Annotated in this window: 16 protein-coding genes; 6 read left to right on the top strand and 10 right to left on the bottom strand. The window is 60.0% G+C overall.

The window, feature by feature from the left end:
• Nucleotides 1–435: hypothetical protein (locus ENJ54_07885; protein HFC09748.1), on the bottom strand; the 435-nt coding region annotated here is incomplete at its 3' end.
• Nucleotides 436–839: 404 nt separating this feature from the next.
• Between ENJ54_07885 and ENJ54_07890 the strand changes: the two genes are divergently transcribed.
• The 4 genes from ENJ54_07890 to ENJ54_07905 all read left to right on the top strand — a co-directional run bounded on the left by ENJ54_07890 (nt 840) and on the right by ENJ54_07905 (nt 4,428).
• The gene (locus tag ENJ54_07890) at nt 840–1,550 is read left to right on the top strand and encodes a hypothetical protein (GenBank protein ID HFC09749.1); all 711 of its coding nucleotides are present in this window, start codon (nt 840–842) and stop codon (nt 1,548–1,550) included.
• A gap of 13 nt (nt 1,551–1,563) precedes the next feature.
• Nucleotides 1,564–2,742, top strand: coding sequence for a hypothetical protein (locus ENJ54_07895; protein ID HFC09750.1), 1,179 nt, complete (start codon nt 1,564–1,566; stop codon nt 2,740–2,742).
• Nucleotides 2,743–2,830: 88 nt separating this feature from the next.
• Nucleotides 2,831–3,145 (top strand): hypothetical protein, encoded by a 315-nt coding sequence (locus tag ENJ54_07900; GenBank protein HFC09751.1) that lies wholly within the window; start codon nt 2,831–2,833, stop codon nt 3,143–3,145.
• A 131-nt stretch (nt 3,146–3,276) separates the two neighbouring features.
• Entirely contained in the window at nt 3,277–4,428 is a 1,152-nt protein-coding gene (locus ENJ54_07905; protein ID HFC09752.1) for a hypothetical protein, read from the top strand.
• Between the two features lie 401 nt (nt 4,429–4,829).
• On the opposite strand, the gene ENJ54_07910 is transcribed toward ENJ54_07905, so the two are convergent.
• Nucleotides 4,830–5,375 carry a hypothetical protein gene (locus ENJ54_07910; protein ID HFC09753.1) on the bottom strand — a complete coding sequence of 182 codons (546 nt, stop codon included), beginning with the start codon at nt 5,373–5,375 and terminating at the stop codon, nt 4,830–4,832.
• Nucleotides 5,336–5,512: a hypothetical protein gene (locus ENJ54_07915; GenBank protein ID HFC09754.1), complete on the bottom strand. Its 177-nt coding sequence runs from the start codon at nt 5,510–5,512 to the stop codon at nt 5,336–5,338. The genes ENJ54_07910 and ENJ54_07915 overlap by 40 nt, the downstream gene beginning before the upstream one ends.
• A gap of 371 nt (nt 5,513–5,883) precedes the next feature.
• Between ENJ54_07915 and ENJ54_07920 the strand changes: the two genes are divergently transcribed.
• Nucleotides 5,884–9,456 carry a DUF11 domain-containing protein gene (locus ENJ54_07920; protein HFC09755.1) on the top strand — a complete coding sequence of 1,191 codons (3,573 nt, stop codon included), beginning with the start codon at nt 5,884–5,886 and terminating at the stop codon, nt 9,454–9,456.
• Nucleotides 9,457–9,598: 142 nt separating this feature from the next.
• Here the strand turns inward: ENJ54_07920 and ENJ54_07925 are convergent, their stop codons facing one another.
• From ENJ54_07925 to ENJ54_07935, 3 genes are all read right to left on the bottom strand, one after another.
• Nucleotides 9,599–11,434 carry an ABC transporter ATP-binding protein gene (locus ENJ54_07925; protein ID HFC09756.1) on the bottom strand — a complete coding sequence of 612 codons (1,836 nt, stop codon included), beginning with the start codon at nt 11,432–11,434 and terminating at the stop codon, nt 9,599–9,601.
• A gap of 71 nt (nt 11,435–11,505) precedes the next feature.
• Nucleotides 11,506–13,746, bottom strand: coding sequence for an ATP-binding cassette domain-containing protein (locus ENJ54_07930; protein ID HFC09757.1), 2,241 nt, complete (start codon nt 13,744–13,746; stop codon nt 11,506–11,508).
• 77 nt (nt 13,747–13,823) lie between these two features.
• Nucleotides 13,824–14,297 carry a MarR family transcriptional regulator gene (locus tag ENJ54_07935; GenBank protein HFC09758.1) on the bottom strand — a complete coding sequence of 158 codons (474 nt, stop codon included), beginning with the start codon at nt 14,295–14,297 and terminating at the stop codon, nt 13,824–13,826.
• A 197-nt stretch (nt 14,298–14,494) separates the two neighbouring features.
• Between ENJ54_07935 and ENJ54_07940 the strand changes: the two genes are divergently transcribed.
• Nucleotides 14,495–15,385, top strand: coding sequence for a hypothetical protein (locus ENJ54_07940; GenBank protein HFC09759.1), 891 nt, complete (start codon nt 14,495–14,497; stop codon nt 15,383–15,385).
• 163 nt (nt 15,386–15,548) lie between these two features.
• Here the strand turns inward: ENJ54_07940 and ENJ54_07945 are convergent, their stop codons facing one another.
• The 4 genes from ENJ54_07945 to ENJ54_07960 all read right to left on the bottom strand — a co-directional run bounded on the left by ENJ54_07945 (nt 15,549) and on the right by ENJ54_07960 (nt 21,283).
• A complete protein-coding gene (locus ENJ54_07945) occupies nt 15,549–18,083 on the bottom strand; it encodes a phenylalanine--tRNA ligase subunit beta (GenBank protein ID HFC09760.1) in 2,535 nt (844 codons plus the stop codon).
• Nucleotides 18,084–18,208: 125 nt separating this feature from the next.
• Nucleotides 18,209–18,592 (bottom strand): four helix bundle protein, encoded by a 384-nt coding sequence (locus tag ENJ54_07950; GenBank protein ID HFC09761.1) that lies wholly within the window; start codon nt 18,590–18,592, stop codon nt 18,209–18,211.
• Between the two features lie 85 nt (nt 18,593–18,677).
• Nucleotides 18,678–19,754, bottom strand: a complete 1,077-nt coding sequence (locus ENJ54_07955; GenBank protein ID HFC09762.1) for a phenylalanine--tRNA ligase subunit alpha — start codon at nt 19,752–19,754, stop codon at nt 18,678–18,680.
• 542 nt (nt 19,755–20,296) lie between these two features.
• Entirely contained in the window at nt 20,297–21,283 is a 987-nt protein-coding gene (locus ENJ54_07960; GenBank protein HFC09763.1) for a glycosyltransferase family 1 protein, read from the bottom strand.
• Nucleotide 21,284 lies beyond the last annotated feature (1 nt).

Below are 21,284 nucleotides of genomic sequence, written 5' to 3' on the forward strand. Positions count from 1 at the left end.
GACGGCGCTGCCCACGGCTACCCCGCTGCCCACGGCGACCCTGCCCGCAGGGCCGGTAGTGGTGCCCACGTCCACGCCCACGGCGACGGCGGCGCCGCACACGGGCAGCAACGCCCCGCCGCAGGCGCCCGCCGCGCCCAACAGCGGCGGGAACCCCGGCAGCGGGCCGGTGGTGGTGGACACTACGGCGCATGTTACCACCTCGCCGCCCGAAGCCCCGCGGCGGCCCTTGGGCAACCTGCCCCTGTGGGGCGGGGCGGCAGCGGCGTTTCTCGCGGCCTGGGCGGCGTATGCCCGGCGCAAACGGCTGCAACATGCGATAGAAGAAGCCCGTGAACGCGCCGCACGGGCGGCAAGGCTGGCCGCGCAGCGGATGAAAGCCGCCGCGTTGATTGCCGCGGTGGCAAGCGCCCAGGCCAGGAAGAAGACATCCAAGAGTGGCAGCAGCGATGACGGTGATGAAGACCCGCCGTCAGAGAATGCTACCCTTCCGCACGCCGGCAAAACCCATTTGCTGCTCGACGGCGAAGTGCCGTTGGAGGAGGCCGCCACAGGCCGCACGCCGCAGCCGGGGCCAACGAAGCCCGATGGCTCTTACACCCCGCATGGCCTGCGAAAAGGGTATGTGACCGAGAGACCGGTAGACCTTGCTTCGTGGAAACAGGCCGACTATGGGCAAATGGCCCACGCGCACGAGGTGGCAGCCACGTCTGCTGACAAGGTGCTCGAACCTTTTTCAGTGCCTGACTCTGCATCCATGCGAGATTTTTTTGGATGCCTTGGACGGTGGAAGAGACGTCTTTATTGGCGGTACAACTGCTGCACGAGCCGCGTGGCGCATGTTCAAACCATTTTCCCATGTCCCAACATGGGGAGAAATCTCCCTGGCTCAACTCAATCGGGATGCTGCCCGAGGCACCGTTACATCACCGGAAGAATACATCCAAAGATTGAATGCTATCCCCGACGAAACCAGCAAGCGCATCAACTATACGGAACTTGCCGAATTCTCTGACGGTATGCGTACGTTTTCGGAAGGTGCACTAAACCTTACACCTTTGGCTTTGCAACTTTACGGCCAATCAATACAGGATACTCACCCGGAAACTGCCCGCGATGTGCTGGGGGCAGGAGGCACATTAGACGGTTTGCTCAATATCCGCCAAGGCTTTTCGCAGGCGTATGGTACATTTCAAGGAGTGGATTGGCTTGGGAGAATGCTCCGCTCGCCCCTTGGCAAACCTTTAGTACTGATACAAGGCCTTGTTGGGGCTATTGACTATGTAAGTGGGGCAAAGCGACTCGTAACGGACCCTACCATTGCCCCTTACACCTCAAGGAGTACTTGGACAGAGCGAGTGGGTGTAGCGACGCAAGCGATTGGCGGTGCGTTTCTAACTGCGGGGGCGGCAGTCGCTTTGTTTGGGGGGCCGCCAGGTGTCGCCGTTGGAGGCGTGCTACTAACTGCTGGCTTAGCATTTGAGGGTGCTGGGCTTGTAATGCAGAACTGGAAGTGGATTACTGATACAGTGAAGAACATCATGCCATAGGCAGGAGTGCAACATGCATTCTCTTAAAACTGCAGAGGACTACTTTGAAGAATTTCGCCGATTGAGCGAACAACCGGTTCGAAAACGGGCCAAAGGCATCAGTTTCAATCGCATTGGTTTTTGGAGTATCAACACGTTTTTGGTGGCTGCAGGAATAAGCGCGCCTCTATTGCTGCGTATACGCGCGCGTTCCTACTTGTTTTTTTTATTGGTAGGATATGTGGTAGTGTGGTTTGTATGGGGGCTTCCTGAGTACTTCTACCATCAAGAAAAGCGACGCAAACGCTACCTGTGCAGAAAATATCCGGTCGTTTTCAAAGCCATCAGGGCTTTGCGCGAGAAAGGGGAAGCCACTTCCTACGATGCACCTCCCCTTCACATTGACGGAGAACCATATTTCCTGGTCAGTTACTTTTTCCGACAGCCCTGGTGGCAAATCAGGCCCTGGGTCAAATTGCGAGGCTGGATCGTGTTCGACAAACAGGGCTGCGCAATTCAGGATCCTTTTCTCTTTGCGAAGGCTTTCGTCACCATGATGCATGCCGACCTCGGTGCCGTGGAAACGCAAAAAAGGCAGGGCGGGGAATACGGGGAACTCCGTTTTGCCTTGCGCAAATATCTACCGCGGGCAGAACGGCTTTTTAAGCAGCAGAATTTTTTCCTGAAGAAAGGTTTGACGTATCAACAGACGTTCATCAACGCTCGTTTTCCCCTTTACTATCAAGCCGTTAGGGACGCCATGCTGTTTTACGAAGCCAACAAAAAATTCCTGGAGGCTATTGGATATAGTTTTGGGCTGGAATTCTGGTACGAAGACGCCGTCCATGCGGAGAAAGTGCGGCGGGCATTTGGAGAATACATGCGTCTGAAGTACGAAAAAGAACTCACCGACACCTTGCAAAGGCTGGTAGAAATCTGGAAAGAATTGCCGCGGCATAAATCTCCGAGGAAATATGTATTGGACTTGTTTGCGCGAACACTCCACCAAGTCCTGCGGCTAACCTACTATGCGTTGGATAGCGGCATTCCCACAGTATCAGAATGGCAAGCCTATGTATCGCGATTGGAAGTCGCCCGGCATAAAGGGATACCCGTGTTGGAGAAAGCGCCATTGCCTGAGGAGTATCCCTTCAAAGGGGTGCTGTATCACGATGACCCATGGAAAAAGAAAGAGAAAGACACGAGCCAATAGTGCCACAAGGCAAGCCCCAGATCGCGAGCATGGCAAAGTAAGAGGCCAAACCGCCACCAGCCTATCAGACCCACCCAAAATCGCTACCATGAAAATCCGCCTTTCTCTATCTTCGCTGATACTGCTTTCTCTTATGGTCTCTTGCTTCCTCCTATGGTTTGGGGGAATTGGATATTTTCTCCTTTTACTCACCATGACCCATTGGATTGCAGGGATTCCTATTTTAGCCCCTGAAAGATTCCCCCTTCGGAACACCAAATGGTCTCCAAGAGATACTTATACGAATCCCGTGAAATTCGCATGGGTGGTCACAGGAATCTTCTGGTTGTTTCTCACCTTTTACGCCTTCAAAGAAGCAAATGCATCTTTATCACAAATTCTCTTGATTGCCCTACACCATTGAGGAAAACTATGTATTTGGGTGAGAGACAACGGCGCTCTTCTTCATTCCAAAACGACAACAAACCTGACACCGTGACTTCCGCGCCTGAACGTAGCATTCAATGCCAAGATGGAAGCAGTTAGGAGAGCACAATGCGATTCTCACTGAGGGACATTGTTACCTTTGCTACAGTTGCTTTACTGGCAATGTTCATAGCAGCAACTTTGTTGGTTGTGGCAGCAGGGGGATATTCCTCACTTTCTTCACCGCGTTCTTCTTCTGCCCCACACCCGCCTGCGGCATTGTGGTCTGTAGATACAGAAGAGAAGGTACTCGCTGTTAGTACTGCGGGAGATCTGGTTTTTGTTTCCACCTCCCAGAGCGCCCGTGCGCTAAACCTCAACACAGGGGAAGAGATATGGCGTTTTCCTCGTTACACAGGGCAAAATATAGCGCCTTTATTGTGTGGCGGCATTGTGGTTTTTCCAAAACTGGATTCCTCGCTAATGGCTTTTGATGCTCAGAAAGGTTATCTGTTATGGCAAAATACGATGCCCCATGACGATACTTCGTCTCGCATCGTTTCTATGGCCTGTGGCCAAAATATCCTTGTTGTGGTGCGACGGTTTGGGCCGGTAGTGGCTTATAGCCTCGCTACCGGCAAAGAGATCTGGCGCTATCCGCTCTCGCTGCGGGCAAGTGTCGACATCGCGATAGATTCGTCTGTCGTTTACGTCCCCGCGATTTACCAGGGGGTATTTGCAATAAACATCAAGAATGGCAATCTCATCCATCATTTTGCTATCAGAGACGCCTATAAAGCAAAGGTCATTGACCATCGTGTTTGCGTTGCTGTTGGACAGCGCAAAAACGTTTATGTGGTTGTCTTGAGTGAGGCCGGGAAGGTTTTAGGGGAAATACCACTTGGAGATGAAACCGACGTGGACACCATCAGCATTCATCAACATTCCATTCTCTTTTCTACTGGGAAATCTGTCGCAAGTGTATCCTTCCCTCAAGGACACACTCATTGGATTTACGAAAGCATCGAAGGACGCGTCCGACACGCCCCTCAAACGACCGACGGGTTGGTGTTTTTTCGAGACGCTTACAATTTATATATACTTCAGGAAAGCAATGGTATGCTACAAGAGAAAATTCCGCTGGGAAATGGTCGGTGGCAAGATTTTTTCTTGTTATCTTACCCTGTGCCGGTGGTCGCGAAGCAGTCGCGGAATTCCTGTATTATTGTCTCATCACAGAATTGGGTGAAATGCTACCCGGTTTTTTCATCTGCCCCATAAGCAATTTTTATGTCTGTGGGGGTTTCACTCTTTGAAAAGCGTATGACGCCCTTGATATGGGCGATCCAACGGGAGTGGTTGGACAATTTCTTGGCGCTTTAGTAAAGGCAGGGCGCTTGCCACCAGGGCTTGGCTCTTAATATACAGCCTCGCGAAAGGATTTACTGGCAAAAAGTGCCATAGGAGAAAAATGATGCCCTTGTTTGTATACTTACTCTCCATTCTATGGTGGCTTTTCTTCTTTTGGCAAATGGGTAAAGCGGAAAAGATTTGTAAGGAAGAAAATGACCGTGTGCCTTGGGCTTTGTCTCCCACAAGCTGGTTAATGTTCTGGATACGCTCTATAAGTTGGGGCAAGGCAAGAGCCAGGGACTACGCAGACGCAAGGAAAGACATAGAGTCTATCCGAAAAAAGCCAAATCGTGCACAATGGAGGCAGCAGCGAATAACACGAAGGCCAAATAGTTCTCTGGTTTTTTGCACCAACGAGTGCGAACGCTCCGGCGTTTCACTAACCATTTCAAGATGCGCTCAACGACCCAGCGTCGGGCTGGGTAGAGGGTTTCGCCGGGTGGTAAGGCCTCCACAACCGGTTCTCCGCGTCGGCGACGATGCTTGATGTGAGCCACATAGCGTTCTTGGAGCACAAATTGATGAACATCAGGGTAATTGTATCCCTTGTCAGCGCACAAATGTTGCTCCACCGTAGGCCGACGAACCACAATGGAGAAGACCTGTTCATCCACGAACCATTTGTCGTGCTGGTTGGCTCCGCTGATGTAGACGGCCAACGGTGCCCTGCGTTGGTCAACGAGAATGTAGATCTCGCTATCTCTCTTGCCGCGGTCGGTGGGGTTCCTTCCCGTTTGCGCCCCGCCTAAAGGGGCTGGAACGCTGCTTTTACTGTCTACTTTGCCACTTCCAAGCGATGCGCCGTCCTCGGGCATAGTACCGCACGATGCAGCGTAGGGCGCTCCCAACGGCCTTCGCGTTGCCAGGTTTGAAACCGCTCATGCAACACACTGCTGGAGACACCAAACCAATCCCGATGTACCGCTTTCCATTGACAGCCTGTCCACAACACATACTAAATCTCATTGAGGACACGACGGTTGTCTACACGGGGCCGCCCACGCTTCTTTTGCTTAGGTGGCTTAGGAAGTTCGCGCTCGAGAATGCGCCACAGATTTCTTGGCACACGAAAATAGTCCGGACTGGTTGGTTTTGTGTTAGGATTTTTTACGCATAGCGTAACCTCGCTAAAGTGGTGTTGGGATACCCTTTTTAGCAGGTTACGCTTGCTTTTTCAACCCTTTCCGTTTTTTCGGATAGACTCTTACGCTATTTTGTCAACCCAAGATGAAACGGTTACCTCCCCACCCTCTCACTCTCGCGACTTCCCCTAACAGGTTTATAATTTCTCCATAACCTTTGTCTTCTCGGGAGAGAACCCCCATGCGTCGTTTTCTGCAACCTGCATCCTGCAACTCACATTATGTTCCCCGCGCCCTGCGCGTTGCAACGTGGATCCTTCTTGCCTTCCTTGCGGTAGCGTTGGCTGCTTGCGGCCCCAACACCCCCGCGCCCCCCACGGCCGCACCCGCAACGGCCACGCCAGCCGTTGCTGCAGCAGACCATCTCGTCATCGCACAGGTTATGGCCGGGGTGGACGGCGACAACAACCACGACTTCATCGTGCTCTACAACCCCACCGGCCAGATCGTCGACCTGCAGGGCTGGTCGCTGTGGTATCGGCTGGACGACAAAGCAAAGCCGCAATTGCTCTACTGCTGGCAGGAGCACGCCCTGGTGCCGCCCGGCGGCCATTACCTGCTGGCACACACCGGCGAAGACGTCGGCCTGACGCCCGACGCCACCTTCGAGACGCCCATCGTGCCGCCGCGGGGCGGCCTGCAACTGCGCACCACCGACGGCAAAGCGGTAGACAGCGTGGCGTGGGGCAGCAACGGCCCGGCCTCCTTTGCCGAGGGCCAGCCCGCGTCCGGCTTCCGCAACGGCGAGGCGCTCCTCCGCAAGCCGGGCGGGGCGCAGGGCAACGGGCAGGATACCGACGACAACGCCGCCGACTTCCAGGTGGGCAAGCCCCAGCCCGCCAATACCGGCAGCCCGCTGGTGGCTGCTTACGCCCTGCCTGCCACCTTAGTGTGGAAAGCCCCGGCGCAGGTTAAGCCCGGCGCGACCTTCGACGCCCCCCTCGTGTTCACCAACACCGGCTCGCAGGCTTTGAAAGACATCACGGTGCGCTTTCCCATCCCCGCGGGGCTGAAGGTGGCCGACCACGCCGCAGCCACGCCCACGGGCGGCGTGCTGGTGTGGCACATCGCCAGCCTGGAAGCCGGGAAACAAACCGCGCTGCCGCTCACTTTCCAGGCCCCGTGGACCTACCTCACTGCCCGCGCGAGCGGCTTTTACGCCCAGGCCGACAGCCGTTATGCCTTCGGTGCGCCGCAGGCCGTAGCCATCGGCGGCGGGGCGATTCCCATCGGCGTGGCGCGCACCCTGCCCCAGGGCACCGAAGTGATGGTGGAAGGCATCGCCACCATGTACACCGGCGGCTTCTACGCCGGCGGCGGTAACACCAAGTTCTATGTGCAGGACGATACCGGCGGCATCCAGATTCAGGTGTTTGGCGGCGCAGGGCAGATCGACGTGCCCATTGGCGCGAAAGTACAGGTGCGCGGCGTGATTGCTGTGTATCGCGGCGCGGTGCAGATTCAGCCCAAACAGGTGCCCGCCGACATCAAAATCCTCACCGAAGCGGGTGTGCACGAGCCGAAGCCGCTGCCGGTTTCCCTCGAAGAAGCCGCTTCGCCCGAACTGGAAGGCCGCCTCGTAACCGTGCGCGGCACCGTCACCGCCCTGAGCGAGCATTCCTACAGTTACACCCTCACCCTCTCCGACGAAAGCGGCCACAACCTCGGCGTGTACATCGACAAGAATACCCAGGCCAACCCGCTGGAGGTGCTGGAAGTCGGGCAGGACGCCCAACTGACCGGCATTCTGGAAGAACGCGACGGCAACATACAACTCTACCCCCGCCGCCAGAGCGACATCGTACCGCAGTACCCGCCGGTGCTCGCGCTGAGCGTGCAGGCGCCGCTGTATGTCAGGCCCGGCAAGCCCTTCACCGTGACGCTGACGGCGGCCAACCACACCGCCGACGCGCTGAGCCACCTGCAAATCCGCCTGCCGCTGCCTGCGGGTGCGGCCTTCCAGCAGGCCGACCACGGCGGCGCGGTGGAAGGCGGTGCGGTGGTGTGGCGCCTTCCCACCCTGAAGGCCGGGCAGAAAATCAGCGTGGAAGCCACCCTCACGGCGACGGCCACGCAGGGGCACCTCGCCCTCGCCGGCTATCAGGCCACCGCCGACCAGTGGCAGCAGCCCGCCACCGGCCCGACACGCTTCGTTTTCCTCGGCAACACCGTGCCCATTTGGGCCATCCAGGGCGATGGCTTCAAATCGCCTTATCGCGGTGAGGAACTGACTACCGAAGGCGTGGTGACCGGCGTGTTTCCTGAGTTGGGCGGTTTCTTCATCCAGGATCTCAAGCCCGACGACGACCCCGACACCTCGGAAGGGTTGTTCGTCAGTATTCCGAAAACGCTGTGGCAGGCTGTGGGGTTGCAGAAGCCTGGCTTCGTGCAGCGGCTTTACGGCCACAAGGTGCAGGTCACGGGCACGGTGCGGGAAGCCTGGCAGCAGACGGTCATCGAACTGGCCTCAGCCGACGCCTTCACGGTGGAAGGCGAAGCCCCCGAACCCAGGCCCGTGACCCTCGACCCGCCCACCGACCCGCAGCAGGCCGAGGCGTATTACGAGCACCTGGAGGGCATGTTGGTGGCCGCGCCGCAGGAAGTCGTGGCCGTCGGCCCCACCAACCGCTACGGCGAAACGCCGGTCATCCCGCTGGCCGACCTGCAAGACCTGCCCGACGGCAGGCACATCCCCCGCGGGGCTGAAGATGGCTTCCTGATGTTCGTAGACGACGGTTCTTCGGCAGTGTACCGCTCGGCCAAAGGGATGCCCTATCGTGCCACCACAGGCGACCGCCTGAGCATTCCTGCCGGGCCGCTGGCCTACACTTACGGCGCGTACAAAATCGAGCCGCTGCAGGAACCCACGGTGGAAGCCGAGCCGCACAACCTTCAGCCGCTGCCAAAGACGCCCGCCGATGTGCTCAGCGTGATGACCTGGAACACCGAGAACTTTTTCGACGACCAGCCGCCCAACCCCAGCGACCCGCCGATGCCCACGCCGCAGCAATATCACATCAGTGTGCAGAAGGTGGCTAACACCATCGCCGACGCGGGCTTCCCGCTGGTGGTGGGGCTGGAGGAAGTGGAAAACGTCCGCGTGCTCAACGATGTGGCCGCCACCGACGTGCTCAAGCCGTGGCATTATCAGGCTGTGCTCATCGAAGGCCACGACGCGCGCGGCATTGATGTCGGCTTCCTGATCCGCACCGACCGCGTGAAAATCCTGGATGTGAAGCAATACGACGCGCCCGAAGGGCTGACGCCGCGCCCGCCGCTGGTCGTGCATTTGCAGGTGAGCGGCGGCAGCGCGCCTTTTGAAGTGTATGCCATCGTCAACCACTTCACTTCCATGGCAGGCGGCGAAAAAGTGACCGAACCGCGACGGCTGGCGCAGGCCAAATGGAATCTGGAGGTCATTCGTCGCATTCGGCAGGCTGACCCGCAGGCGCGCATCATCCTGATGGGCGACCTGAACTCGTACTTCGACTCGCCGCCCATCAACGCCCTGCGGAAGGGCGGGCTGGTGCATGTGATGGACGGCATGGACGCGGTTTCCCGCTACACCTACATTTACAAGGGAGAAGTGCAGACTTTAGACCATGTGCTGGTGACGCCTAACCTGGATGATTTGCTGTTGAAGGTGGCGGTCTTCCATGCCGACGCCGACTACCCGCCTCCGCCGCCCGACGACACCTCGCCCATCCGGAAGTCCGACCACGACCCGGTGGTGGTGTGGTTGCGGCTCCCGTAGCAGCCCGGCGTGTTAAAAACCAACCGCGGATGAGGCAGCGATTTTGCCCCATCCGCGGTGTTTTTTTACCTGAAGTCGGGACGCACCCTGGCTACCCTGGGAAGCCAGAGCCCCGCCGTGCCGGCAGGGGGGAGATCCCGGTTTATGCCGCGGCCAATGCCTCGGCGGCTTCGGCGGCGCGCACGGCAAACTGGCTGTTGTAAAGTTCGGCGTAGAAGCCGCCTTTGGCCAGCAGTTCGTCGTGGGTGCCTTGCTCGACGATATTGCCGTCGCGCATCACCAGAATCAGGTCTGCGTCGCGAATTGTGGAAAGCCGGTGAGCGATCACGAAACTGGTGCGGCCTTTCATCAACTTGTCCATCGCGGCCTGGATGAGTAATTCGGTATGGGTATCGACCGAACTGGTGGCCTCATCCAGAATCAGCATGGGCGGGTCGGCCAGAATGGCGCGAGCAATGGTAATGAGCTGCTTTTGCCCTTGCGAGATGTTGGTGACTTCCTCGTTGATGACGAAGTCGTAGCCGCCGGGCAGCGCCTGGATGAAGTGGTGCGCGTGTGCAGCCCTGGCCGCGGCTTCCACTTCCTCGTCGGTAGCGTCCAGCCGCCCGTAGCGGATGTTTTCCCGCACGGTGCCGTTGAACAGCCAGGTGTCTTGCAGTACCATGCCGAAGAGGCGGCGCAGGTCGGCGCGGCGGAATTCCCGCACGTCGTGGCCGTCGATCAAGATCGCGCCTTCGTCCACATCATAGAAGCGCATGAGCAACTTCACGATGGTGGTCTTGCCCGCGCCCGTGGGGCCGACGATGGCGACCTTTTGCCCCGGCTGGATGTCGGCGGTAAAGCCCTTGATGACCGGCTTCCCCGGCAGATAGCCGAAGCGCACCTTGCGGAATTCGACGTGCCCCTGCACGCTTTCCAGGGCAATGGCGTCGGCGGGGTCGGGTTCCTCTTCTTCCTCTTCGAGGAAGTCGAAGACCCGCTCGGCCGCGGCGACAGTTTGCTGCAGGATGTTGGAGATGTTCGCCAGTTGGGTGATGGGCTGGGTGAACGAGCGCATGTATTGGATGAACGCCTGAATGTCGCCCACCGTGATGAGGTCGCGCACGGCCAGCCAGCCGCCAACGATTACCACCGCTACATAGCCGAGGTTGCCGATCCAGCGCATGAGGGGGCGCATGGTGCCGGAGAAGAACTGCGCTTTCCAGGAAGCCTGGTAGAGCGTGTCGTTGTATTCGTCGAACTTGGCGATGCTCTTGCGCTCGCCATTGAAGGCTTTGACGATGATGTGCGCGCCGAACATTTCTTCGACGTGGCCGTTGACATGCCCCAGAAAGTCTTGCCGCTGGGCGAAGTATTTTTGGGAAGCCCGGATGATGAGCGCCATGGTACCGAAAGAGAGCGGCACGATGAGCACGGCGATCAACGTCATCTGCCAACTGATGGAAAGCATCATGCCCAAAATGCCCAGCACCGTAACCGCGGAGGTCACCACCTGCCCCAGGCTTTGGTTGAGCGTACGGTTGACTGTGTCCACATCGTTGGTCAGGCGTGAGAGCACCTCACCGTGGGTGGTGCCGTCGAAATAGCGGAAAGGCATCCGGTGGACTTTGTCCATTAGCGCCTGGCGCAGGTCGTAAGAGACGTCCATCGCGACGTCGGTCATCAGCCACCCTTGGGCATAGCCCAGCACGGCGGAAAGCACATACAGCGCGGTCGCGGTGAGCAAGATGTTGCCGATTTTGACGAAATCCACGCTGCCAGTGCCGGTCAGTTGGGCAATCACGCCGTCGAAAAGGGTGGTCGTGGCGTTGCCCAGAATTTTCGGCCCGACGATGGAAAAGAGCGTCGACCCCACGGCCAGCAAAAGGACGATGAGGATTTTGGCCTGGTAAGGTTTGAGGTAGTCCACCAGTTTGCGGAGGGTGCCCTTGAAGTCAGTGGGCTTTTCCACGGGGCCTAAGGGCATCATGTGCCCCATAGGGCTTTTGTTGCGGCGTGGCGCAGCACTGCCCGCCGTCCGTTCCTGAAAGCGTGCTCCCGGAGTCGCGTTCATGCCAGAGCCTCCTGCTTCAGTTGGGAAAGCGCAATTTCACGGTAAACCTCGCAAGTCTTCATCAGTTCTTTGTGCGGGCCTTCGCAGATGAGCCGCCCCTGGTCGAGCACCAGGATTTTGTCAGCGTCTTTGATGGTTGCCACGCGCTGAGAGACGATGATGATGGTGCGGCCAGCAAGGTGCTTCCGCAGCGCCTGACGCAGCCGGGCGTCGGTTTGGTAGTCCAGGGCTGAGAAGCACTCGTCGAAGATATAAATCGGCGCGTCTTTCACCAGGGCGCGGGCAATCGTGAGCCGTTGGCGTTGCCCGCCCGAGAAGTTGACCCCGCCCTGGGAAACCTCGGCCTTCAGCCCATCCGGATGCTCGAAGATGAACTGCGCCTGGGCGATTTCCAGCGCGCGGCGCATGGCTTCCTCATCGGCGTTGGGGTTGGCAAACCGCAAGTTGCTTTCGACCGTGCCCGCGAACAGGTTGCTGCGCTGGGGTACATAGCCAATCTGGGCGCGCAGGTCTTCCAGTGGCACTTCGCGAATGTCTACCCCGCTGATGGCGACGGTTCCGGCCGTGACATCGTAAAAGCGCGGGATGAGGTTGACCAGCGTTGATTTCCCTGAGCCGGTTGTGCCCATAATGCCCACTGTTTGCCCTGGGGCGATGTGCACCGTGATGTCGTGCAGCACGTCTTCCTCGGCGGTGGGGTAGCGGAAACCCACATGGTCGAAGCGGATGTCCGGCTTGAAGTCTTCCGGGAAGCCTTGCGGCTCGGGTGGTGTGAGCACGGTGATGTCGGTTTCCAGCACGTCGGCCACGCGGTTGGCTGAAACATCGGCGCGCGGTAGCAGGATGAACAGCATCGAGAGCATCAGGAAGGCAAACACCACCTGCATGGCGTATTGCATGAAGGCCATCATGTCGCCAACCTGCATGGTGGACTGCGCGACCTCGTGCGCGCCGACCCACAGAATCAAAATCATCACGCCGTTGAGGATGAGCATCATCAACGGCATCATCACGACGAAAACCCGGTTCACGAAGCGGTTGAGTTCCGTCAGATCGCGGTTGGAACGCTCGAAGCGCGCCGATTCGACGGGTTGGCGGTTGAATGCCCGGATGACCATCATGCCGGTCAGGTTTTCACGCAAAATCAGGTTGAGTTTGTCGATCAACCGCTGAATGATTTTGAATTTGGGAATGACGATGCTGAACACCACGCCAATCAACCCCAGCAAGATGATCACCGCCAGCGCCATGGTCCACCACATGGAGGGGCTTTTGTCGAGGGCGTGAATGACGGCCCCGATGCCAATGATGGGGGCGTAGAACGAAAGGCGCACCAGCGGCATGATGGCGTTTTGAATTTGGGTGATGTCGTTGGTGGCGCGGGTGATGAGGGAAGCGGTAGAGAAGCGGTCGAATTCGGCGCCTGAAAAGCGCATGACCTTCTCGAAGAGCAGATGGCGAATGTCGCGTCCCACCCCCGAGGCAATCCGGGCCGCGAAATATCCCACGCTGATGGTGGCGATGGCTGAGATGAGGGCAATCAACAGCATCAAGCCGCCCGTGCGCAGAATGTAGCGGTTCTGGATTTTGGCAGTGTCCATGCCCAGGGCTTCGTATTCGGCTTTGACTGCCCGGGTGGCCGCCTGAAGGATGGCCTTTTCGCCGCCGATGGCCTCAAAGCGTTTGTTCATCGCGTCGCTAATCTGCTCTCGCTGGGCAGGCGGGAGTTTTGCCAGCAACGCGAAGAGATCGGTGTTGGGAGGCAGTTTGGAGAGGTCGAAGCCCATGCCGGGCATCAGTTTTTGGGCCTCTTCAGGGTTTTTCTGGATTTTCTCCAGGCCATATACCAGCAGCATGGCTCTGCCGAGGGAGGGCTCCAGCGCGGCAATGGTTTGCGGCGAGTTGTCGGTGAGGATGTAAATGGGCTCTTTGCTCACGGCGGGGTATTTTTCAACCTCGGCTTGTGCCTCGGCTGTGCCGGGTTCCACCAGCCGGTAGTGGGCGAGCACGTCTTTCTGCTCCTCGTCGGTGAGGAAGAGAGCGAGGTGCTCCATGGTGCTCTTGCGCATGGCTTCGGGCACGGCGTGTTCGACCCCACCCTGCTGAATGCCAACGTTCACGATGTCCGACATATAGTCGGGCAGGGTGAGGTCGGCGTCGGCCTGGACGAACAGCAAGACGACGGCCGCGAGCAGGGGGATGATGTAAGGCTTGAAGTACTTGAAAATGCGGAGCATAGACGAAAAGCCTCCTTGAAAGCGCGATTTTGTGCTGTGTGCCGCGGCGTGTTGCGGGCTCACAGCGGGCGGGGAGTTCACTTTTTCGGCTGGGGGTGGGCGGGATGACCCTCGTGCTCTTCTTCGGGGGGCAGTTTGGCGAGCAAAAGTTCCAGCGCATCCAGAATTTGCTTGGTTTCCTCTGCCGAAAGGCGCTCCAGCAGGCGCTCGAAAGTGGTCCCCTGGGCTGGTGAGGCGATGGATTGCAAGGTGTTTTCACCTTTGGAAGTCAGCCGCAAGCGCTTGTTGCGACGGTCGGCGGGGTTTTCTTCCCGTACGACATAGCCTTGTTCCACCAGGCGACGAAGGAGTTGGCTGGCCGCAGCAGGAGTGATGCCCAACGCCCGTGCCAGGTCGGAGATGTTGGTCTGGCGGTGGTGGTCGATATAGCGCAAAGCGAACACCTGCGGCATGGAAAGCCCCGCCGCACGCACCCGTTGCCAAAAAGGGTGCATAATGGCCTGGATCAAGCGGCGAAGCGCGGCGCGCAGGCGGTCGGTTTCAGCGGGCATGGTTAATGCTCCTAAATAGATAAGCGCACTTAACTAATTGCGCCGTAATGATACCGCGCTTTGCGCGCGTGTCAAGGCTTACGCCACAACGGCGCAGGGCAAACGCACCTTGCCTGTGCTATACTTTTTGTATACCCAAGCGTTTTTCAGAAAGTCGCACTCTATCCGCCTTTTCCCCCTTGAGGAGATAAATCCAAATGCACATTTTTTCTTCGGCGGCAGGCCGCCGCATGGGCCTGCTGGTGGCGCTCGCTATACTTTTGATGGCCTGCGTGGTTGGTCAGAGCGGCACCGCTTCCCCTGATGCTAACCTGGTGGCAACTCAGGTCGCGCTGACCTTCACCCAAACCGCGGTGGCAGGCCTGGTGAGTCCGGCCGCTTCGCCCCAGGTGCAGCCCACAGCCGTGCCGCCGACCGCGATGCCCCCTACACCCATCCCGCCGACCGCGGTTTCCCCCACGGCGACGTTGCCCGCTAAGCCACCGCCTTACGATGGCGCTTGCACCGCCAGTATGCTGGCCGCGCCCAGCACGACGCCTACGCCCGGCAACTGGCCTTCTTACCGCGGCTACCGCCATCTCGGCCTTCCTGTGAACAACTTGCCTTATGAAGGGTTCCTCCTGAGCACCACGCCGGGCGACTCGGGCAAGGGCTTTGCCATTACCGTTTACAGAACTTTGGCGTCTGGCCAGTTGGTCTTCTTCCTCGACCGCATGGTGTGCTACAACGGCAACCAGCCTTATTGGGAAGTCGCTGACGTGATAGCGCTGCCGCAGCCGGGCACCAATCAGGCTATCGTGTTCACCCCCGCGCTTTACGCCAGCAGCAACCATTTCTGGGACCCGGCCACGGCGGACAACCCTATGGCGTTGATGGGCGCGGTGCTTTCGCTGGAATGCGTGGCGCCGTTGGAGCCCTATGTGCTGGCGCGCATTCAGGTTGCTCCCGCGAATTTGCCGGCAACCTATGACGGCAATACGCGGGTGCCAGTGCAGGTGCTCCAGGCGTGGGCTATCAACTTCACCACGCAACGGTTCGAGCCGCTGGATATGAAGCGCTTTGGGGCGTGTGAAGCTCTTTTCCCCTAAATCTGCGTGGCGTTGAAGGGAGATAACCTCACATAGCAACCCCGCCCTTCGCCGGGAAGGCAAGGGCGGGGTTGACTTTGGTGGCCTGGTTTTGGATGATATTCCTCGTGGCGTGCGGGGGCTGATTGCTCTGCAATCTTCGCCCAACGCGCGAGGTTTGAGGCTACCCGCGCAACTGCGCGCCGATTTTTTGCAGCGCCTTCACGATGCGCTTGCGAATCTTTGCCGCGTCTTTGTCGGTGAGGGTTTTCTCATAATCCTGATAGGTCAGGCGGTAGGCCAGGCTCTTTTTGCCCGCGCCAATCTGCTCACCGCGGTAGACGTCGAACAGCCGGACGTCGGCCAGCCGCTTGCCACCGGCTTTGCGAATCACGGCTTCCACGTCCGCGGCGGGGATGTCTTCGTCCACCACCACGGCCAGGTCTTCCCGCACCGGGGGGAAGGCGGGCACGGGGCGCACGCCAAAGGCTTCGGGAATCAGACGGAGCAGGGTTTCCGCGTCCAGGTCGGCGAGGAGCACGGGCGCGGCGTCCAGGTCCAGGTCGTGGGCTACCGCGGGGTGCAGTTCGCCAAACACGCCCACAGGCTGGTCACCTACCACCATTTCCGCACATTTGCCGGGGTGCAGCGAGGGGTGCTGCGCGGGGCGGAACGTGACATTTTCCAGATGCAGGGCGGCGGCTAAGGCTTCCAGCACGCCTTTCAGGTCGTAGAAGTCCATCGGGGCGGTGTCCGCGCCTTCCCAGTGGGGGGCTTCCCGCTGGCCGGTGAGTGCGATGACCGCGCGGCGGGGTTCCTGAGGCAGCAGTTCGCCCTCGCGGGGCAGGAAGACGGGCGCGATTTCGAAGAGCGCCTGACGGGCCTGGTTGCGGCTGTTGCGCACCACCACTTCCATCATGCTGGCCAGCAGGCTGCGGCGCAGCACACGGCGTTCCTGCGCGATGGGGTTGACCAGGCGGACGTAGTCGGCTTCCGTGGGCGCGTTTTCCCGCGCATCGGGCGGCCACAGATGGGCTTCCCATTCAGGCGAGGTCAGGCGGTAGGTGATGACTTCCCGCAGGCCCAGGTTGACTAAGGTTTCCCGCAGACGCTGTTCGTGCAGCAGGTCGGGGTTGGGGCGCTGGGGCGGGAGTTCGTCCGCGATGCGGGTGGTGGGCAGGCGGTCGTAGCCGTAAAGCCGTGCGACTTCTTCGGCCAGGTCGGCTTTGCCGATGATGCCTTCGCCGATGTCGAGGCGGTGGGGCGGGGTTTGCACCCGCAGCGCGTCGCCTTCGCGGGTGCAGGTGAATTCCAGGCGGGTGAGCAGGTCGGCGATTTCGTCCAGCCCCAGGCGAATGCCCAAAATGCGGGCGATGTCGTCCTCGGTGAGGGTGACCGCCGGGTCGTGGGGCGGGTTGGGGTATTCGTCCAGGAAGCCCTGGGCTACGGTGCCGCCGCTCCACTGGCGCATGAGTTCCAGCCCGCGGCGCAGGCCGACTTCGGCCAGCGTGGGGTGCACCCCGCGGGAGAAGCGGTAGGCGGCTTCAGAGGAAAGCCGCTGGCGCTGCACGGTGCGGCGGATGTTGATGAAGTTCCAGGAGGCCGCTTCCAGCAGCACGTTGCGGGTGTTTTCGGTGACTTCGCTTTCTTCGCCGCCCATCACCCCGGCGATGGAAAGCGGGCCGGCCGTGTCGCAGACCAGCACGGTGAAGTCGTCCAGGGTGCGCTCCACGCCGTCGAGGGTGGTGAGTTTTTCGCCCGGGTGCGCGGTGCGGGTGATGATGGTGGGCGCTTTACCGCCAGCCCGTTGCACCAGCACATCGTAGTCGAAGGCATGCAGCGGTTCGCCGGTTTCCAGCATCACATAGTTGGTCGCGTCCACGATATTGTTGATGGGGCGCATTCCGGCCAGTTTGAGGCGCATCTGCACCCAGAAGGGGCTGGGCTTGATTTCCACATCGCGAATCAGGCCAAGCATGAAGCGGGGGTTGAGGTCGGGGTTGGTAATCTGGATGGCGGCCTGGCCTTCGATGGGCGCGCCTTCGGCGAGCACATCCAGGGAAGGCTTACGCAGGGGCTTGCCGAGGATGGCAGCGGTTTCCCGCGCCACGCCGAGCACATTGGCATTACGCGCCATGTTGGGGGTGATGGCGATATCGAACACCGCGTCGCCGAGGTAGTCGGCCAGGGGCGTGCCCACGGGCGCGTCGTCGGGCAGGTAGATGATGTCGTCCATTTCCTCGGAGATGCCGAGTTCCTTTTCGGAGCAGACCATGGAATACGACACCACGCCGCGGATTTTGGCGCGCTTCAGGGTGATGAGTTCCCAGCCAGGGGCGTGGCCGTTGTAAAGGCGGGCGCCTTCGCGGGCGTAAGCCACCTTGAGGGGCTTTTCCAGCGTCTTGCCCTTGAGGGGCAGCAGGGAAGGCGCGCCGGTGAGCACGATGTGCTCCTGCTCGCCGTCGTCGAGGCGGCAGAGCACCAGCCGGTCGGCGTTGGGGTGCGGCCTGACCTCATGGATGGCCGCAACCACGAATTTGTCGGGCGGCCATTCCAGGCCGGAAATCTTGAATTCGTGGCGCGGCCCCTGGGGCATGGGCAAGCCCACATAGCGCACGGCTTCGACTTCCAACCCAGCCAGCGTGAGCCGCTGGGCTAATTCTTCTACCGAGATGTCAATGTCAACGAAATCTTTGAGCCAGGAAAGAGGGATGAGCATGGGGGGCCTCCGAGGGGATGGGATTGGGGGCGACTGGGGGAGTAAGGCAACTGGGGCATTGGGGTATTGGGGTATTGGGGCAATTGGGGAATTAAGGCAACTGGGGGGTTGGGGGTGTTGAAGGGTTAGGAACGGCGTTGTTTTCTGAGGAATTTGAGGTAACCGTTGAGGACGTGGCGCAAGGTGCGGAGTTCATCTTGCAAGGAATGGAAAAGAGCGTCGTCCAGATAATTCAGGCGGTGGGCCAAGACGAGGTAGGTGTACACTTCTTCCAGGGAACCGCGGGCAATGTAGTAGAAGTGCGAGGAATCCTTGAAAGTGTAGCGTCCATAGCCTTCAGCAATGTTGGCCGGCACACTCTGAACAGCGCGGCGCAGTTGGATTGCCAGCGCATATTTTTCTTCTGGCGGCAATTTAGGCAGCACTTCCCGATGCACCCGGATAGTGAACGCGACGGCTTTCTGCCAGGCCACCAGCGTTTCCAACCCGCGCTGCTCTTCCTTGTCCATCACCTTCCTCCTCACTTCCTCCTCACTTCCTCACTACCTCAATCCCTCAATACCCTAATTCCTCAATACCTCAATCCCTCCGTCCTCAAAACTGTTCAAGAAACCTCAAATCACCACTCCAAAAATACCGGATATCCTCGATATGGTGGCGCAGCATGGTGATGCGTTCAGGGCCCATGCCGAAGGCAAAGCCGGTGTATTTTTCGGGGTCGTAGCCGCCGTTGCGGAGCACGGTGGGGTGCACTTCGCCGCAGCCCAGAATTTCCAGCCAGCCGGTGTATTTGCACACGTTGCAGCCTTTGCCGCCGCAGAGGAAGCATTCCACATCCATCTCCGCGCTCGGCTCGGTGAAGGGGAAATAACTGGCGCGGAAGCGAGTGCGCACCGTGGGGCCGAACATGCTGCGGGCAAAGTCCAGCAGGGTGCCTTTCAGGTCGCTGAACGTGATGTGTTTGCCCACGGCCAGTCCTTCCACCTGGGTGAACTGGATTTCGGAGCGGGCGGTGATTTGCTCGTAGCGATAGACCATGCCGGGCAGGATGACGCGCAGGGGCGGCGGATTTTCGGGCAGGGGGCCTTCGCCGGTGTAGCCCGTGGCCGCGCGCATGGCGTGGATTTGCCCCGCGGTGGTGTGGGTGCGCAGCAGCACGGGGTAATGCTCGCCGTCGCCGCCGTGGTCGATGTAGAACGTATCTTGCATTTCGCGCGCGGGGTGATGCGGCGGAATGTTGACCAGTTGGAAGTTGTATTCGTCCAGTTCCACCTCGCGCGAGCGCACCACCTGAAAGCCCATTTCCGCGAAGATGGTGATGATGCGCTGGTGGGTTTGGGTGACCGGATGCATGCCGCCGCGGTGGGGGCGCCGGCCGGGCAGAGTGATGTCCAGCCGCTCGCTTTTCAGCGCCTGCGCCAGGGCCTGTTGGCGCAGGGCTTCCGCACGTTCCGCGTATGCGGCTTCCAGTGCCTGTCGAATTTCGTTGGCGCGCTTGCCCACCAGCGGGCGCTCTTCGGGCGAGAGTTTGCCCATCTGGGGGAAGACCTGCATCAGCGGCGATTTGCGCCCCAGGTGGGCCACCTTCCAGGCCTCGAGCGCCTCGGCATCTTGCGCGTCGGCCAGGGCCTGCAATGCCTTTTGTTGAATGCGTTCCAGTTCTTCCAGCATACGACCTCCTTTATTTTCATCCACCGATTGACACAGATTTACACCGATTGGGTGAAAAACACAGAAGACACAAAAAACCCACAGCAGACACAGAAATTTTTTCTTTGCGTTGCGTCCATCCTTGGCGCCCTTGGCGTCATCTTGGCGACCTTGGCGCTAATCTCTCTGCGTCTTTGCGCCATCTCTGCGCTTCTGCGTTAAACCAAAACCTCCCGCCCCATCAAGGGACGGGAGGGAGAACCCGCGGTACCACCCTTGTTGGCCGTGCACGGCACAGCCCACTCGTTGCGCCTACGGGCAATGGTTGCCGATAGGCTCCCCCGATAACGCAGGGGCGGCGGCCCGGGCTACTGCACCTTCACCCGGGCGGCTCGGAAGGGAACTTCGGTCGGCTTCCACCGAGGGCGGGTTGCAGCCTGTGCCCGCCCCTCTCTGGCGGCTTCCGTCGGCCTACTTTCCTTCGTCATCGCCGTTGGTTTAATTGTGCCCGAAAACGGCCGTCTGTCAAGGGCTGGTGTGAAAAAAGCGCGGTTGTCGGGCTTTTACGCCCGCGCAGCCTGGTGCACGGCTTGCAAAAAGGCTTCGCTTGTCCATGTTGCGGCGCGCGCCCGGCCGCTTTCCCGCAGGGCGTCGGCCACGTCGTCTTCCACGACGACGGTGACCAGGGCTGCGGCAAGGTCGCGTGCAGCGTCGCAGGGGGCGAGGTATGCCGCTGTGCCCACCATGGCCGCCGTGGCCGCTTCCTCACAGGCTACCACCGGCACGCCCCACGCTAACGCCAGCCGAAGGGGAGAACCCCACGCCGTCGCAACCAGCGGGTGAAACAATGCCACCGCGTGGGCATACACCGCCGGCAGGAGCGCCGGGTTTACCGCGGGGTAGGGAATGATGGTGTCGGCAATTTCTGGCGGGGCAGGCACGGTCAGGTCGTCGGGCGCGCCCAAGATCACCAGGGGCGTGCTGCCGCCGATGCTGCCTGCTGCCCACCGCAACCAAACTTCCAATGCCCGTTCCCAGTGGGCGGCGTGCAAAGGCGCGTGGAAGAGCACGAAGGCTTCTGGCAGAGGCCGCGGTAAAGGAAGGCTTGCAGGGCTGGAAAGAGGTGGCGGCGGTGGCAAAGCCGCCGACGAAAGCGTGGTCCCCCGTGCGGCCCCGCCTTCGCCCAGCGCCAGCCGCAACCGCGCCCACCCGCCAGAGCGGGCTGAGGAAGTTTCGGGAGCAGGCGCGTGCAGCGTAGGCACCGCGCGCCATAGGGGCAGGCCTGCGGTGCCGTAGAGCAGGTCAGCCTGTTGGTACCTGGCCTGCTGTGCTAAGGTGCGCTGTTCCCACCGCAGGCGCCCGCGCGATGTGGGCGGCTGGGGGGAGATTTCCGCGGGCGCGGCTTCCCACGGCGGGGGTGGCGAAGCAGGCCAGGCTACGATGACTTCTTCCCCCGCGACGCGCAGGGCTTCCCAGGCGCTCCACAGATGCACCGCGGCGGGCGAAAGCGGCGCCCGCACCAACGGCCAGCCGTCGAGCAGCACCCGCATG

Source organism: Chloroflexota bacterium, assembly GCA_011322445.1.
Lineage (GTDB): Bacteria > Chloroflexota > Anaerolineae > Anaerolineales > DRMV01 > DRMV01.

Coding starts and splice junctions, on each gene's coding strand:
- ENJ54_07950 (HFC09761.1), bottom strand. CDS start 18,592: ATGGACAAGGAAGAGCAGCGCGGGTTGGAAACGCTGGTGGCCTGGCAG.
- ENJ54_07890 (HFC09749.1), top strand. CDS start 840: ATGTTCAAACCATTTTCCCATGTCCCAACATGGGGAGAAATCTCCCTG.
- ENJ54_07900 (HFC09751.1), top strand. CDS start 2,831: ATGAAAATCCGCCTTTCTCTATCTTCGCTGATACTGCTTTCTCTTATG.
- ENJ54_07940 (HFC09759.1), top strand. CDS start 14,495: ATGCACATTTTTTCTTCGGCGGCAGGCCGCCGCATGGGCCTGCTGGTG.
- ENJ54_07945 (HFC09760.1), bottom strand. CDS start 18,083: ATGCTCATCCCTCTTTCCTGGCTCAAAGATTTCGTTGACATTGACATC.
- ENJ54_07920 (HFC09755.1), top strand. CDS start 5,884: ATGCGTCGTTTTCTGCAACCTGCATCCTGCAACTCACATTATGTTCCC.
- ENJ54_07895 (HFC09750.1), top strand. CDS start 1,564: ATGCATTCTCTTAAAACTGCAGAGGACTACTTTGAAGAATTTCGCCGA.
- ENJ54_07910 (HFC09753.1), bottom strand. CDS start 5,375: ATGCCCGAGGACGGCGCATCGCTTGGAAGTGGCAAAGTAGACAGTAAA.
- ENJ54_07960 (HFC09763.1), bottom strand. CDS start 21,283: ATGCGGGTGCTGCTCGACGGCTGGCCGTTGGTGCGGGCGCCGCTTTCG.
- ENJ54_07935 (HFC09758.1), bottom strand. CDS start 14,297: ATGCCCGCTGAAACCGACCGCCTGCGCGCCGCGCTTCGCCGCTTGATC.
- ENJ54_07905 (HFC09752.1), top strand. CDS start 3,277: ATGCGATTCTCACTGAGGGACATTGTTACCTTTGCTACAGTTGCTTTA.
- ENJ54_07930 (HFC09757.1), bottom strand. CDS start 13,746: ATGCTCCGCATTTTCAAGTACTTCAAGCCTTACATCATCCCCCTGCTC.
- ENJ54_07955 (HFC09762.1), bottom strand. CDS start 19,754: ATGCTGGAAGAACTGGAACGCATTCAACAAAAGGCATTGCAGGCCCTG.
- ENJ54_07925 (HFC09756.1), bottom strand. CDS start 11,434: ATGGGGCACATGATGCCCTTAGGCCCCGTGGAAAAGCCCACTGACTTC.